Source organism: Mesorhizobium sp. M0870, from assembly GCF_040319775.1.
Taxonomy (GTDB): domain Bacteria; phylum Pseudomonadota; class Alphaproteobacteria; order Rhizobiales; family Rhizobiaceae; genus Mesorhizobium.
This window is the reverse complement of the sequence record NZ_JAMYOI010000004.1, coordinates 102,972-117,404: the sequence shown is the minus strand read 5'-3', so window position 1 is coordinate 117,404 and position 14,433 is coordinate 102,972. Positions and strand designations below refer to the sequence as shown.

The following is a 14,433-nucleotide window of genomic DNA, read 5'->3' as shown; positions in this document are numbered from 1 at the left end:
AACGCACGGCCGCCGATGAGTTTCTTCTCCGGGCAGGCTATGCTTAATTGTCCGCTAATGGAGCGGTCAGGCCCGATCCGACGATTTGCCGGGTGCCGTCCGGACTGACGCGAGGAAACCGTTCGGAATGCACGGTGGCCGCTTGACGTCATTTTCGCCGCAACCTATTGGAACCGGGTGGAACGCCGGGAGCAATGAGGCCTCGTGGCGGAGTGGTTACGCAGAGGACTGCAAATCCTTGCACCCCGGTTCGATTCCGGGCGAGGCCTCCAATGCCCGGGCCCCCGCGCGGCAGCGCAGGGGCCTGAAGTTCCTGACACAATGGACCGCGGTTCTGGCGCGGCAAGCGGATTGGTTGGGACATGAGCGCTGATTTCTCCGAACTACGCGTCAAGATGGTCGACGGCCAGGTCCGCACCACCGATGTGACCAGCGCGCCGCTGCTCGATGCAATGCTTGTCGTCCCAAGAGAGATGTTTGTCGGCGCCGCCCAGCGCGATCTGGCCTATATCGACGAGGACATCCGCATTGCCGCCGGCGCGGACGGCGCGCGCTACCTGATGGAAGCATCGCCGTTGGCCAAGCTTATCCAGCTGGCGGAGATCAACCCGACCGATTCGGCGCTCGATGTCGGTTGCGGAACCGGCTACGCCTCGGCCATCCTGTCGCGACTGGCCAGGTCCGTGGTGGCGCTCGAAAGTGATTCGGCGCTGGCGGAAACCGCCAGATCGACGCTTTCGTCGCTGGGCTGCGGCAATGTGACCGTCGTCCAGGGCGCGTTGCCGCAGGGGCATGCCGCTAAGGCGCCTTATAACGTCATCTTCGTCGGTGGCAGCGTCGCGGAAGTGCCGGTGGCGCTGCTGGACCAACTCGCCGAAGGCGGCCGCCTTGTCGCCGTCGAAGGGCAGGGCAATTCCGGCGTGGCCCGTCTCTTTTTCAAGGCCGGGGGGGTTGTAACCGGAAGACGTGCATTTAATGCGGCAATTAAGCCACTACCGGGGTTTGAACGCATTCGTGCTTTCGAATTCTGAATGATTTGGCCTTGCAGGAGAGGCTGTGTCATGGTCGCTTGCATTTGAACGATCGCTGCGGATCCCAGACTGGGGGCACTTTGGGGTGAGCAGCAGGGAACATCGAACACGCGGCGCCGGCTGATCTATGAGAGAAGCAGGCGCGGCGCGGTTCCCATGGAAAACGAATGAGGGTTTAACCGTGCCGTCTTTACGCAAGTCACTTTTCACCGCCGTCCTCGTTTCGGCGACCATGCTGTCCCCACTGGCGGCTTCAGCCGAAAGCATCTCCGGCGCGCTTGCAAAGGCCTATCAGTACAATTCTTCGCTGAATGCATCCCGCGCCGGCGTTCGTGTCACCGACGAGGGTGTCGCCATCGCCAAGTCGGGCTACCGCCCGATTGTCACCGGCTCGGCGGATATTGATTATTCGAGCAGCCATCTCAATGGCACCAATTCAAGCGTGAGGCTGACCACCGGAAATTTTGGCGTCCAGATAAACCAGATGCTGTTCGATGGCTTTCAGACCAGGAACAATGTCGCTGCCGCCGAAGCGCAGGTCCGCGCTTCCGTCGAAAGCCTGCGCAACACCGAAGAGGGTATCCTGTTCAGCGCGGCCCAAGCCTATATGAACGTGATTCGCGACCGGCAGGTCGCCGTGCTGACTGAGCAGAACCTTCAGTTCCTGACCGAAACGGCGCGCGCGGCGCGTTCGCGTTTCGAAGTTGGCGAAGGCACGCGCACCGATGTCGCCCAGGCCGATGCTTCGCGGGCCGCCGCCGTGGCATCGCTGAGTGCCGCCCGGGCGCAGGCGCTGGCAAGTGCGGCGATCTACCGCCAGATCGTCGGCGACGAGCCGGGCAAGCTCAAGGGCGCTTCGCCGGTGGCAAAGCTGTTGCCGTCGAGCCTCGCCGCCGCCGTCGGGGTGGCCTCGAACGAGCATCCGGCCATCCTTGCCACGCAGCATCTGGTCGACGCGGCCGCGTTTTCGGTGAAGTCGGCCGAAGGCGCGCTGTTGCCGCAGCTGTCGGCTTCCGCCGGCGTTTCGAGCGCCTATCGCAATACCTCGCCTTTGCCGGGCGTCGGTTCGCAGGATGGCACGACCAATTCGGCCAGTGTCGGGGCAACGCTGACCATCCCGATCTATTCGGGTGGCCGCACCTCGGCGATCGTGCGCCAGGACAAGGAATCGCTCAGCCAGGCCCGCATCCAGGTCGACGTCAGCCGCGACCAGGTGCGCCAGGCCGTCACCGCCGCCTGGACCGAGTACACCGCCGCGCAGCAGCAGCTGACGGCCAACAGGCAGGTGATCGAGGCCGCGAAGCTGGCACTGAACGGTGTCATCGAAGAGCGCAATGTCGGCCAGCGCACCACGCTCGACGTCCTCAACGCGCAGGCGACGGTCATCACCGCCCAGATCAACCAGGCCGGTTACGAACATGATGTGGTGGTGGCGAGCTACGCCATCCTGCAGGCGACCGGCCGTCTGTCCGTCGACCGCCTTGGCTTGCAGGTAGCGAAATACAAGCCTGAAGAGCATTACAACGCGGTCAAGGACAAGTGGTACGGCCTGCGCACGCCGGACGGCCGCTGAAGCGTTCGGCCAGGACTGGCCGTGCTCCTCGTTTGAGCAGGATCTTTCGTACTGCGCTCTCGGGTTCAGATCGCGCTAATCTGTTGAAATCCCACAAGTCCCCAGATTGGGGATTCTCGTGCGGCGATCCGTCGGTTACGCTGTCGCCATGATTCGATCCGGCTCTGCCGGATCGGAAAACCCAACAGGGGTCACAAGGGCGGCGGATGTGACGATGGCAACGGCAAGCAGCGCACAGCGCGAACCTTCCATGGAAGAGATACTGGCTTCCATCAGGCGGATCATCGAGGACAGCGACGGCGGCCGCAAGCAGCCGGGCGACGCCGATGAGTTGAGCCAGGATCTGGAGCGCGCGTCGAGCGCCTATGCAGCCCCCGACGTGGAAGCATTCCGTGCCGACCTGCATGCCGCCCCCGACGGCAGGAAGCCGGTCACGCTGGCGGAAGTCCAGGCACAGTTGCCGGCGGCCGAGCCGGTGGCCGCACGCATGGAAACGCCGGTGCGCCCCGATCCCGGCCCGGCAAAGCCATCGATGACACTTGCCGAGGTCAGCGCCCGCGTCGCCGCCGAGCCAATCACGGTTGAAGCGCCGGGATCGCGTCCTGTCGCCGACGCTTCCATCGCCGATTGGCGTCGCGAGATCGCCGCGGTCGGTGAGCAGGCGAGGGCGGTGTCGGACCGGAGCGAAGCCCCCAAGACCGCTGCCCAGCCGTCCGTGGAGACTCCAAGTGACGAACCGACCGCGAAAGCAGCCGTCGAGCCGTCTCGTCCGGATGCAAGCGTGGTGCGACCGGTGGCGGCCAGCGACGCGCCGCGTCCGGCGATCGTTTCCGAGCACACCGGCCGGCAGGTCGCGGCTGCCTTTGGCGAGCTTTCCGACGCGTTTGCCAGCCGCAGCAAGAAGACATTCGACGAAATGGCCGAAGAGATGCTGCGGCCGATGCTGCAGGATTGGCTCGACAACAATCTGCCGACACTGGTCGAAAGGCTGGTGCGCGAGGAGATCGAGCGCGTGGCGCGCGGGGCGCAGTAGTTCCCCATGCCGATCACCAAAGGAAGCGGCGCCCTCGTGGCGCCGTTTCCTTTGGTGAGGTCAGCTTGTTGGCAGGACGACGGATCGCTTTCCGTTGAAATGACCAAGGCCGCGCCTATCTGGTTGTGAGGGTCCGAGACAGCCCTTGCGGTTGACTTGGTCAAAGCCTTCCGATTTACAGCGGACCAGCAAAACTCCCGACAGCGCGGACCATTTTCCCATGCTTGAAAAGACCTACGACGCCAAAACCGTCGAGCCGAAGATCGCCAAAGTCTGGGAAGAGGCCGACGCGTTTCGCGCCGGTGCCGGGGCCGAGGAGGGGGCGGAAGCCTTCACCATCGTCATCCCGCCGCCGAACGTCACCGGCTCGCTGCATATGGGACACGCGCTCAACAACACGCTGCAGGATATACTGGTGCGCTTCGAGCGCATGCGCGGCAAGAATGTCCTGTGGCAGCCGGGCATGGACCATGCCGGTATCGCCACGCAGATGGTGGTCGAGCGGCAGCTGATGGAAAAGCAGATCCATCGCCGCGACCTGACCCGCGAGCAGTTCATCGAGAAAGTGTGGGAGTGGAAGGCCGAATCCGGCGGCGCGATCTTCAACCAGTTAAAGCGGCTCGGCGCCTCGGCCGATTGGTCACGCGAACGCTTCACCATGGACGAAGGCCTGTCCAAGGCCGTGCTCGAAGTGTTCGTCACGCTCTACAAGGAAGGGCTGATCTACAAGGATAAGCGCCTTGTGAACTGGGATCCCAAGCTGCTCACCGCGATCTCCGATCTCGAGGTCGAGCAGCAGGAGGTCAACGGCAATCTCTGGCACTTCCGCTACCCCGTAGAGGGCCAGGTCTTCGACCCGGAAAACCCAACAACCTTCATCACCGTGGCGACGACGCGCCCGGAGACGATGCTGGGCGATACGGCCGTCGCCGTGCACCCTGACGACGAGCGCTTCCGGCATCTGGTCGGCAAGAACATCGTCCTGCCGATCGTCGGTCGCAGGATTCCTGTGGTGGCGGACGAGTACTCCGATCCGGAAAAGGGTTCGGGCGCGGTCAAGATCACGCCCGCGCACGATTTCAATGACTTCGAGGTCGGCAAGCGCCACAAGCTGCCGGCGATCAGCATCCTGACCACGGAGGCGGCGGTAAGTCTCAGGGATAATGAGGATTTCCTTGCCGGCCTCGAGGTGACGCCGGAGCGCCAAATTGTCTGGGACGAACTCGACGGCCTCGACCGCTTCGTCGCGCGCAAGAAGATCGTCGAGCTGATGGAAGAGGGCGGCTTCCTCGAAAAGGTCGAGCCGCATCGCCACGCCGTCCCGCATGGCGATCGCGGGGGCGTGCCGATCGAGCCGTTCCTGACCGAGCAATGGTATGCCAATGCGGCGGAACTGGCCAAGCCAGCGATCGCTTCGGTGCGCGAGGGGCGCACCAAGATCATACCCGGGAATTGGGAAAAGACTTATTTCCAGTGGATGGAAAATATCGAACCCTGGTGCATCTCACGCCAACTGTGGTGGGGTCATCAGATCCCGGCATGGTACGGGCCGGATGGGCGCGTCTTCGTCGAGAAGACCGAGGAAGAGGCGCTCGGCGCCGCGATCGAATACTACCTGGCTCTGGAAGGACCCTGGAAGGGCTGGGTCGAGGACAAGTTGGAGAATTTCCAGCCGGGCGAGATCCTGACCCGCGACGAGGATGTACTCGACACCTGGTTTTCGTCGGCGCTGTGGCCGTTCTCGACATTGGGATGGCCTGATGAGACGCCGGAGCTGAAGACCTACTACCAGACCGACGTGCTGGTGACCGGCTTCGACCTCATCTTCTTCTGGGTTGCCCGTATGATGATGATGGGCCTGCACTTCATGGACGAGGAGCCGTTCCACACCGTCTACATGCACGCGTTGGTGCGCGACAAGAACGGGCAGAAGATGTCGAAGTCGAAAGGCAACGTCGTCGACCCCCTCGACCTGATCGACGAATACGGGGCCGATGCGCTGCGCTTCACCCTGACGGTGATGGCGGCGCAAGGCCGCGACGTGAAGCTCGACCCGGCGCGCATCGCCGGCTATCGCAATTTCGGCACCAAGCTGTGGAACGCCACGCGCTTCGCCGAAATGAACGAGGTCGCGCGCAATGACGAGTTCTGGCTGAATGACGCGAAGCTGGCGGTCAACCGCTGGATCCTGACCGAACTGACGCGCGCGGCGCGCGAAATCACGGACGGCATCACCTCATACCGCTTCAACGAGGCGGCGGGTGCCGCCTACCGCTTCGTCTGGAACCTGTTCTGCGACTGGTATCTGGAATTGCTGAAGCCGGTGTTCATGGGCGCCGACGAGGCGGCCAAGGCCGAAAGCCGCGCCTGCGTCGCCTTCGTACTCGACGAGATCTACAAGCTGCTGCACCCGATGATGCCGTTCATGACCGAGGAACTGTGGGCGCAGACCGCTGGCGAAGGCAAGCAACGCCTCTCGCTGCTGTGTCATGCGGCATGGCCGTCACCGGATTTCGAAGACGCCGAGGCCGCAGCGGACATCAATTGGCTGGTCGAACTCGTCTCCGGCATTCGCTCCGTGCGTTCGGAGATGAACGTGCCGCCGGCAGCCATTGCACCGCTCGTCGTGGTCGGCGCCAATAATGTGACACGCGAGCGCCTCGTTCGCGAGGATTCGGCGATCAAGCGGCTGGCGCGGGTCGGCGACATCTCGCTTGCCGATGTCGCGCCCAAGGGCTCGGCGCAGATCGTGCTCAATGAGGCGACGGTCTGCCTGCCGCTTGGCAGCCTGATCGACCTCGCCGCCGAGGCGGCACGGCTGCAGAAGGAACTGGCCAAGGTGACCGAGGAGATCGCGCGCCTGCACAAGAAACTGTCGAACGAAAGGTTCGTCGCCAGCGCGCCGGCCGAGATCGTCGATGCCGAGCGTGAAAAGCTCGCCGAATACCGCGATGCGCAGGGCAAGCTGTCAGTCGCGTTGGCCAGGGTTCGCGACGCCGGCTAAGGATAGATTCGCGAGACTTTAGCCCTCTCTAAACTGCTGGTTTTCCGCCTCGAAAATCAGCATGCCGTTGCGTTAATTTTGACGTAAACGGAAGTTTTAGCCCCATTGTTGCCATAATGTAACAATGGGGCTCCCGGACCGCAAAAAACGCTGTTTTCGAACCTTTTTGGATGGGTTTCCTCTGTTTTTTGGAAGCAGATCCGCCATCACGGACCGTTTTCGGCCTTGCCGCATCCGGTTGCATTTCCTCGAAAATGCGCCTGGCGAATGTGTACATGTACGCTCTTGAATTCGTTGTTGCACCGTTAACCCGAATTGGTTCTAGCTTGATGCACTCGAATTCGGGGAGGACATTTCATGACTATTCTGCGACTGAAAGCGCTGCTTGGGGCGGGCTGCTTTTCGCTGGCTTTGATCGGGACGGCGATGAACCCGGCACATGCCGGCGGCCTGGAGCGTGCTGGCTACGATATCGACCTGTTGTTTGATCCGGCTCCGTTCGCGACCGAAGCGGAAGCGACCTATGTGATGCCGGACCGCAAGTACAAGAATGCGCGCGGCCCGGGCGGAGCCGATCTCGGTTTGGGCACCTCGGCCGACGGAGCCGAGGGCTATTGGGTTCCACGCATTGGAGCCAAGGTCCAGGTCGTGCAAGGCGTGGATTGCATGGTCGATTATTCGCAGCCCTGGGGTGCACATACCGCGCCGGGAAATGCGTGGAACGGCGCGTTTTCGAATATCGAAACCGACATCAAGAGCGACAACTACGCGGCTACCTGCTCCTACAAGATGGACGCCGGCAAAGGCCAGCTTCGGTTCATAGGCGGTGTTTTCTACCAGAAGATCTATGGCTTCAAGGAGAACTACACAGATATTGGCTTCGGCACGATGGTCGGTCGTGTCGATCTGGAGGCCGATGGCTGGGGCTGGCGTGCGGGCGTCGCTTATGAAATTCCAGATATCGCGCTGCGCGCCAGCCTTGTCTACAATTCGCAAGTGAAGCTCGACAATATCTCTGGTACTCTGAACATCGGCGGCGTCGTCTCTGTACCGATTTATGGTGCGACGGAGTCAATGCCGGATTCGCTCGAATTGAAACTGCAGTCGGGCATCGCACCTGGCTGGCTCGCTTTCGGTTCGATCAAGTGGGTCAATTGGAGCGTCCTGCAAAGCGTTCCGATCTGTGCCCAGGGTACACCCTCCTCATTCTGCGTCACGAATGGTCTGGGCCAACTAACTTCACTCGACCTGATGTATCGTGATGGCTGGACTGTCACGGGCGGTATCGGTCACAAGTTCAATGATCAGTGGAGTGCCGCTGGGCAGCTTTCCTGGGATCGTGGCACGTCGCATGGCTATGGTGCACAGACCGATACCTGGACGCTGGGTGGTGGCGTTGCCTATACGCCCAGGCCGAATATCGAGGTTCGTCTGGCAGGTGCGGTCGGTGTGCTGACCAGCGGCCATTCAGGGGAGTTGGCTGGCGAGAACGGCTATATCGCGGGCACCGATGACAGCTATGACTTCGGCAACGATCTGGTCACGGCAATTTCCGGCGGTATCAAGATCAAGTTCTAAGCAACTGAAAATTCTAAGCAAAAGGCCGGGCGTTGCTCGGCCTTTTTCGTTTGAGCCGGCATCGCCCGTGCGCCCCGTATCCAAGCTGCGTTGCATATTAGCCGCACCTCTTTCGCCCCGTGCGATTGTGACGTTTTGGCAACACTTTCTGAACAACCCCTGCGCTGGAAGCCGGGCTGAGGAAATTGCCCATTTCCCGCCATAAACCCGGCGCACCTCGATCTTGTCTCGGGACACGCGCCAAAAGGCTCGGCGAGGGGGCAGGCCGCTCCGCCCCATTTGCAGGGAAGATGGGGCAAGGAAGAGTATGGACGCCAAAGTCATCTCCAAGGCTAAGCTCCCCAGCCGCCATGTGACCGTCGGTCCGGCGCGTGCGCCGCATCGTTCCTATCTCTATGCGATGGGTTTGTCGGCGGCCGAGATTGCGCAGCCGCTGGTCGGGGTCGCCTCCTGCTGGAACGAGGCGGCGCCCTGCAACATCTCGCTGATGCGCCAGGCGCAGGTGGTCAAGAAGGGCGTCGCTGCGGCCAGCGGCACGCCGCGCGAATTCTGCACCATCACCGTCACCGACGGCATCGCCATGGGTCACCAGGGCATGAAGTCATCGCTGGTGTCGCGCGAGGTCATCGCCGATTCGGTCGAACTCACCATGCGCGGCCATTGCTACGACGCGCTGGTCGGGCTGGCCGGCTGCGACAAGTCGCTGCCCGGCATGATGATGGCCATGGTGCGGCTCAACGTGCCGTCGATCTTCATCTATGGCGGTTCGATCCTGCCCGGCAGCTATCGCGGCCGCCAGATCACCGTGCAGGATGTTTTCGAGGCGGTCGGCCAGCACTCGGTCGGCACGATCAGCGACGACGAACTGCTTGAGATCGAGCAGGTCGCGTGTCCCTCGGCCGGTTCCTGCGGCGCCCAGTTCACCGCCAACACCATGGCCACCGTCGCCGAGGCGATCGGCCTGGCGCTGCCCTATTCCTGCGGCGCGCCGGCTCCCTATGAAATGCGCGACCGGTTCAATTTCGCCTCCGGCGAAAAGATCATGGAACTGATCGCGAAAAACATCCGGCCGCGCGACATCGTCACGCTGAAGGCGCTGGAGAATGCGGCGACCGTGGTCTCGGCCACCGGCGGTTCGACCAACGCGGCACTGCATCTGCCGGCGATCGCCCACGAGGCCGGCATCAAGTTCGACCTGTTCGACGTGGCCAAGATCTTCGAGAAGACGCCTTACATCGCCGACCTCAAGCCGGGCGGCAAATATGTCGCCAAGGACATGTTCGAGGCCGGCGGCATTCCGCTGCTGATGAAGACGCTGCTCGACCACGGCTATCTGCATGGCGACTGCATGACCGTGACTGGCCGCACTTTGGCCGAAAACATGCAGCACGTTGTCTGGAATGAGCATCAGGACGTGGTCCGCCCGGCCAACACACCCATTACCCAAACCGGCGGTGTCGTGGGCTTGAAGGGAAACCTTGCCCCCGAAGGCGCGATCGTGAAGGTCGCGGGCATGGCGGAGTTGAAGTTCTCCGGCCCGGCACGCTGCTTCGATTCGGAAGAGGAATGTTTCGAGGCGGTGACGCAGCGCAACTACAGGGAAGGCGAAGTTCTCGTCATCCGCTACGAGGGGCCGCGCGGCGGCCCCGGCATGCGCGAGATGCTGTCGACGACGGCAGCACTTTACGGCCAGGGCATGGGCGGCAAGGTGGCGCTGATCACCGACGGGCGCTTCTCGGGCGCGACGCGCGGTTTCTGCATCGGCCATGTCGGCCCCGAAGCAGCCGTAGGCGGCCCGATCGGACTGCTCAGGGATGGTGACGTGATCTCGATCGACGCGGTGAACGGCACGATCGACGTGGCGTTGTCCGATAGCGAACTGGCGGCGAGGGCAAAGACATGGAAGGCGCGCGCGACCGATTATCAGTCGGGCGCGATATGGAAATATGCACAGACGGTAGGGCCGGCGCGCGATGGCGCCGTGACCCATCCAGGCGGTGCGAAAGAAACACACTGTTATGCGGACATCTGAGTTGTTGAAGTCAACACCAGAGTTGTTGAGGTCGTCTGTCTTTTCGGCACTGGTCGTGATCGCCACTTTTGGCGCGACCTTTGGCGCCGTGGGCCAGGCCATGGCCTTCGACGACAAGGTGTTCGACGACAAGACCGGGGTGAAGCCGCAATCCAGCCCATGGGCGGTCTTCCAGTTCGGCTTCTCCGCCTACAAGAACGGCCACAAGGAACAGGCTGCCGAGGCCTACAAATACGCCGCCGAAAACGGCCAGATCGGCGCCACCTGGAAGCTTGCCCGCATGTATGCCGAGGGCGACGGCGTGGCGCGTGACGACTACGAGGCGTTCAAGTTCTTCTCCGAGATCGTCGATCAGGACGTCGAGCCCGGCTCGCCTGAGGAAAGCTATGTCTCCGACGCGCTGGTGGCGCTTGGCGACTATTTGCGCACGGGCATTCCCGGCAGCCCGGTCGCCGAGAACGAGGTGGCGGCCCAGGAATATTACATGCGCGCCGCCGCCAACTACCGCAATCCGAACGCGCAGTTCGAAATGGGGCAGATGTTCCTGAAGGGCGAGGGCGGCGTGAAGGCCAGCGTCAAGCAGGCCGGGCGCTGGTTCCAACTCGCCGCCGAGAAAGGCCATGCCGGCGCACAGGCGACACTGGGCCATTTGTTGTTCCAGAGCGGCAAGATCGTTCGTGGCCTGGCGATGATGACGGCAGCGCTCGAACGCGCTTCGCCGGCTGACCAGCCCTGGATCCGCGGCATGCAGGAAGAGGCATTTGCCACCGCCGGCGAGGCCGACCGCCGCACCGCCATCTCGCTGGCCGATGATATCCTCACCAAGGGCAACAACGCGGATCAGTAATCTCGCGGCCGCGTCAGCTTCACCAGCAGCACTCGATTTTCGATCGTGATCAGTTCTCGATCGGCTCCGTCGGCACCATGCTGGGCGCCGGCGTCGAGATCGGCGTGACATGGGGTTGTGGCGCCAGCGTGTTTTCCGGGCAGCTATCCCCGATCTTCGTCCACGATGTGTTGTTGAGCACCATGTCGCAGCGAGCCAGATGGCTCCGGTCGGCAAGCGTCAGGCAGGCGACCTGGCCAAGCTGGTAGGATTTTCCATTGGCCAGGCATTCCTGGTCGGCAAATGCCGCACCGGGAGCGGCCATGGCAAATGCCAGGCCGATCGGACAAAGATGAAATCGTGTGCTCATGGAACCCCAGCCGCCATGCTGGCCCGCAATGAGCGGCGCGAAATGTGGCGATATGAGGTCCAGCGCAGACGTGCCCGGCGAGGGTTCTCTCAGGCCGGCTGAAGTGCGAGATCGATCGCCACCGGCACGTGATCGGACGGTTTTTCCCAGGCGCGCACGTGCTTTTCGATCGACGCGGAAGAAAACCGGTTGGCGGCTTCCGGCGACAAGAGCAGGTGGTCGATGCGGATGCCGTTGTTCTTCTGCCACGCGCCGGCTTGATAGTCCCAGAATGTGTAGGTGTCGGGTGCGTCGGTGACCGCGCGCACCGCCTCGGTGAAACCAAGGTTGAGCAGCCGCCGGAAGGATTGTCGCGTCTGCGGCTGGAACAGCGCGTCGCCCAGCCAGTTCTCCGGAAACCGCGCGTCGATCCGCTCGGGAATCACGTTGTAGTCGCCGGCGAGCACCAGAGCCTCCTCCAGTCTCAGCCGTTCTTCGGCCCAGCGCTCCAGCCGCGCCATCCAGGACAGCTTGTAAGGAAACTTCTTCTCGTCATCGATCGGATTGCCGTTCGGCAGATAGAGCGAGGCGACGCGCAGCGCGCCCTTGTCAGTCGAGAAAACCCCTTCGATGAAACGCGCCTGTTCATCGGCATCGTCGCCGGGCAGGCCTCGGATCACCTCGTCGAAGCGCAGCTTCGACAGCAGGGCGACGCCGTTGAAACCCTTTTGGCCGTGGGTTTCGACATTGTAGCCAAGCGCCTCGATCTCGGCGCGCGGGAATTGCTCGTCGACCGACTTGATCTCCTGCAGGCAGACGATGTCGGGTGCGCTCTCGGTCAGCCAATGGGTGAGGTTGCCAATGCGGGCGCGGACACCGTTGATGTTCCAGGTGACGATTTTCATGGCGGTCTCGATGCTGTTCAGTTGGATTCTTGCGGCGGATGGCGTTCGACGAGGCCAATCGTATTGCCAGCCGGGTCCTTTAGGAAGGCCATCCATTCGCTTTCCCCCGCTGGACCGAACTGGCCCTCTGTGTCGCGATGGACAAGTGTTGGCGGCGCGGTGAAGGGTACGCCTGCCGCGACCGCAGAGGCATGGAAGTCATCGAGGCCCGATATGTCGAGATAGACGGTTCCGGCCGGTATGCCGTCGGTGAACAGCAGCCTGATATCGCCGGCCATGATGAAGGCGATGCCCGGCGGGTCGAAGCGCGCATGAACCGCCATGCCGAGCACGTCGCGCCAGAAAGCCAGCGTGGCGTCGAGATCACGGCCAGCCGACAGCGCGATCTGACGGACCGCACCGATAGCAGGCATTCTATATGGAGAAACTCGTGCCGCAGCCGCAGGAGGCGACGGCGTTCGGATTGCGGATCTGGAACGACTGGCCCATCAGATCGTCGACGAAATCGATCACAGAGCCGCCCATATAGACCAGCGACAGATCGTCGATCAGCACGGTGGCACCGTCCTTCTCGATGGCGACGTCGTCGTCATTGCGCGTATCGACCAGATCGAACTTGTAGGAGAAGCCCGAGCAGCCGCCGCCTTCGACCGACACGCGCAGCGCCGTCTTGCCGGCCTCGTTCGAGACAATCCTGGCGATCCGCTTGGCGGCGGCCTCGGTCATATCGACTTTCATGGCAGTCTTGGCATCAGCGCCCATGGGCGTCACCTTGCTTTCGGTTTCACATGATAGGTATGAAGCGCGAGGGGCCAAGTCAACCTGGCTAAGTCAAACGCGGCAGCATCAGCCATGACCAATGAGTTGGGCGACATCGGATTCGGCTATCGGCCGCGCGCCGCCTATGCCTGCGACCCGGCAAAGTCGCGCGGACGGCTGTTCGACGAGGTGGAAAGCCCGACCCGCACGCCATTCCAGCGTGACCGTGACCGCATCATCCATTCGACGGCCTTCCGGCGCCTGAAGCACAAGACGCAGGTCTTCATCGCGCATGAAGGCGACCACTATCGCACCCGGCTGACCCATTCGATCGAAGTGGCGCAGATCGCGCGCGCCCTGGCACGGGCGCTGCGCGGCGACGAGGATCTCGCTGAGGCGGTGGCGCTGGTGCATGATTTCGGCCACACGCCCTTCGGCCACACCGGCGAGGACGCGCTGAACGAAAAGATGGCCACCTGGGGCGGCTTTGACCACAACGCGCAATCGCTGCGCATCGTGACGAGGCTGGAGGCGCGCTACGCCGAGTTCGATGGGCTCAACCTGACCTGGGAAACGCTGGAAGGCCTGGTCAAGCACAATGGACCGCTGACGGACGCCAACGGCAAGGGTCTGAAAGGGCCGGTGCCGCAGGCGATCCGTGATTACTCTGAACTGCACGATCTCGAACTCGACCGGTTCGCCGGCATCGAGGCGCAATGCGCGGCGATCGCCGACGATATAGCCTACAACACGCATGACATCGATGACGGCTTGAGGGCAGGGCTACTGACGCTGGACATGCTGGAGACGGTTTCGCTGCCGGGAACGATCCTGAAAGGCGTTCGCTCACGCTATCCCTCCCTCGATGATGTGCGCACCGGCCACGAGCTGATGCGGCGGCAGATAACCGCCATGGTCGAGGACGTGATCAAGTCGACGACCGCCAATCTCGATCGCATCAAGCCGCGGAGCGCCGATGCAGTGAGGGCAGCTGGCGAGACGATGGTAGTTTTCTCGGCCGAAATGGCTGCCTTGGAGAAAGAACTGAAGGCCTTCCTGTACAAGCACCTCTACCGGCACGCGGAGGTTATGCGGGTGCGCGCGGACGCCGAGCAGATCGTCAAAAATCTGTTCGACGCCTATTTCGCCGATCCGCGCGCCATGCCGGACGGCTGGCGCGAGGGGCTGGATCGGGCCGACGACCGCATCAAGGCGCGCAGCGTCGCCGACTTCCTGGCGGGTATGACCGACACCTACGCGCTCAAGGAACACCGGCGTTTGTTTGACCATACGCCTGAATTGGGCTAGGGCGGGCTCGATTTTGCCGGCCAACGAGCCGGATT

General features: G+C 62.6%; 12 protein-coding genes and 1 tRNA gene. 9 read left to right on the top strand and 4 right to left on the bottom strand.

All coding sequences use genetic code 11. The features are described from left to right. The first annotated feature begins 198 nt into the window (after positions 1–198). The 8 genes from NKH97_RS06850 (at position 199) to NKH97_RS06815 (ending at position 11,098) form a co-directional block, all read left to right on the top strand. A tRNA-Cys gene (locus tag NKH97_RS06850) sits at positions 199–272 on the top strand. Between the two features lie 90 nt (positions 273–362). After that, complete coding sequence (locus tag NKH97_RS06845) at positions 363–1,031, top strand: protein-L-isoaspartate O-methyltransferase family protein (RefSeq protein WP_023812205.1); 669 nt, start codon at positions 363–365, stop codon at positions 1,029–1,031. A 181-nt stretch (positions 1,032–1,212) separates the two neighbouring features. Then, positions 1,213–2,604, top strand: coding sequence for a TolC family outer membrane protein (locus NKH97_RS06840; RefSeq protein ID WP_023812204.1), 1,392 nt, complete (start codon positions 1,213–1,215; stop codon positions 2,602–2,604). Positions 2,605–2,818: 214 nt separating this feature from the next. Further along, positions 2,819–3,637, top strand: coding sequence for a PopZ family protein (locus NKH97_RS06835; protein WP_128304003.1), 819 nt, complete (start codon positions 2,819–2,821; stop codon positions 3,635–3,637). Positions 3,638–3,857: 220 nt separating this feature from the next. Next, on the top strand, positions 3,858–6,641 hold the full coding sequence (locus tag NKH97_RS06830; protein ID WP_128304004.1) for a valine--tRNA ligase: 2,784 nt from the start codon (positions 3,858–3,860) through the stop codon (positions 6,639–6,641). A gap of 357 nt (positions 6,642–6,998) precedes the next feature. Then, complete coding sequence (locus NKH97_RS06825) at positions 6,999–8,219, top strand: OmpP1/FadL family transporter (RefSeq protein ID WP_128304005.1); 1,221 nt, start codon at positions 6,999–7,001, stop codon at positions 8,217–8,219. A 307-nt stretch (positions 8,220–8,526) separates the two neighbouring features. After that, a complete protein-coding gene (gene ilvD, locus NKH97_RS06820) occupies positions 8,527–10,251 on the top strand; it encodes a dihydroxy-acid dehydratase (protein ID WP_352439900.1) in 1,725 nt (574 codons plus the stop codon). Then, positions 10,238–11,098, top strand: coding sequence for a tetratricopeptide repeat protein (locus NKH97_RS06815; RefSeq protein ID WP_031213511.1), 861 nt, complete (start codon positions 10,238–10,240; stop codon positions 11,096–11,098). The genes ilvD and NKH97_RS06815 overlap by 14 nt, the downstream gene beginning before the upstream one ends. A 49-nt stretch (positions 11,099–11,147) precedes the next feature. On the opposite strand, the gene NKH97_RS06810 is transcribed toward NKH97_RS06815, so the two are convergent. The 4 genes from NKH97_RS06810 to erpA form a co-directional block, all read right to left on the bottom strand. After that, entirely contained in the window at positions 11,148–11,447 is a 300-nt protein-coding gene (locus NKH97_RS06810; protein ID WP_023812198.1) for a hypothetical protein, read from the bottom strand. Between the two features lie 89 nt (positions 11,448–11,536). After that, positions 11,537–12,331: an exodeoxyribonuclease III gene (xth, locus tag NKH97_RS06805; RefSeq protein ID WP_023812197.1), complete on the bottom strand. Its 795-nt coding sequence runs from the start codon at positions 12,329–12,331 to the stop codon at positions 11,537–11,539. Between the two features lie 17 nt (positions 12,332–12,348). Then, positions 12,349–12,744, bottom strand: a complete 396-nt coding sequence (locus NKH97_RS06800; RefSeq protein ID WP_128304007.1) for a VOC family protein — start codon at positions 12,742–12,744, stop codon at positions 12,349–12,351. A 1-nt stretch (position 12,745) separates the two neighbouring features. Then, positions 12,746–13,093, bottom strand: coding sequence for an iron-sulfur cluster insertion protein ErpA (erpA, locus tag NKH97_RS06795; RefSeq protein ID WP_013531288.1), 348 nt, complete (start codon positions 13,091–13,093; stop codon positions 12,746–12,748). 90 nt (positions 13,094–13,183) lie between these two features. Between erpA and NKH97_RS06790 the strand changes: the two genes are divergently transcribed. Beyond that, entirely contained in the window at positions 13,184–14,398 is a 1,215-nt protein-coding gene (locus tag NKH97_RS06790) for a deoxyguanosinetriphosphate triphosphohydrolase (protein ID WP_023812194.1), read from the top strand. Positions 14,399–14,433: the final 35 nt, after the last annotated feature.

Coding starts and splice junctions, on each gene's coding strand:
- NKH97_RS06845 (WP_023812205.1), top strand. CDS start 363: ATGAGCGCTGATTTCTCCGAACTACGCGTCAAGATGGTCGACGGCCAG.
- NKH97_RS06835 (WP_128304003.1), top strand. CDS start 2,819: ATGGCAACGGCAAGCAGCGCACAGCGCGAACCTTCCATGGAAGAGATA.
- NKH97_RS06830 (WP_128304004.1), top strand. CDS start 3,858: ATGCTTGAAAAGACCTACGACGCCAAAACCGTCGAGCCGAAGATCGCC.
- NKH97_RS06825 (WP_128304005.1), top strand. CDS start 6,999: ATGACTATTCTGCGACTGAAAGCGCTGCTTGGGGCGGGCTGCTTTTCG.
- ilvD (WP_352439900.1), top strand. CDS start 8,527: ATGGACGCCAAAGTCATCTCCAAGGCTAAGCTCCCCAGCCGCCATGTG.
- NKH97_RS06815 (WP_031213511.1), top strand. CDS start 10,238: ATGCGGACATCTGAGTTGTTGAAGTCAACACCAGAGTTGTTGAGGTCG.
- NKH97_RS06810 (WP_023812198.1), bottom strand. CDS start 11,447: ATGAGCACACGATTTCATCTTTGTCCGATCGGCCTGGCATTTGCCATG.
- xth (WP_023812197.1), bottom strand. CDS start 12,331: ATGAAAATCGTCACCTGGAACATCAACGGTGTCCGCGCCCGCATTGGC.
- NKH97_RS06800 (WP_128304007.1), bottom strand. CDS start 12,744: ATGCCTGCTATCGGTGCGGTCCGTCAGATCGCGCTGTCGGCTGGCCGT.
- erpA (WP_013531288.1), bottom strand. CDS start 13,093: ATGGGCGCTGATGCCAAGACTGCCATGAAAGTCGATATGACCGAGGCC.
- NKH97_RS06790 (WP_023812194.1), top strand. CDS start 13,184: ATGACCAATGAGTTGGGCGACATCGGATTCGGCTATCGGCCGCGCGCC.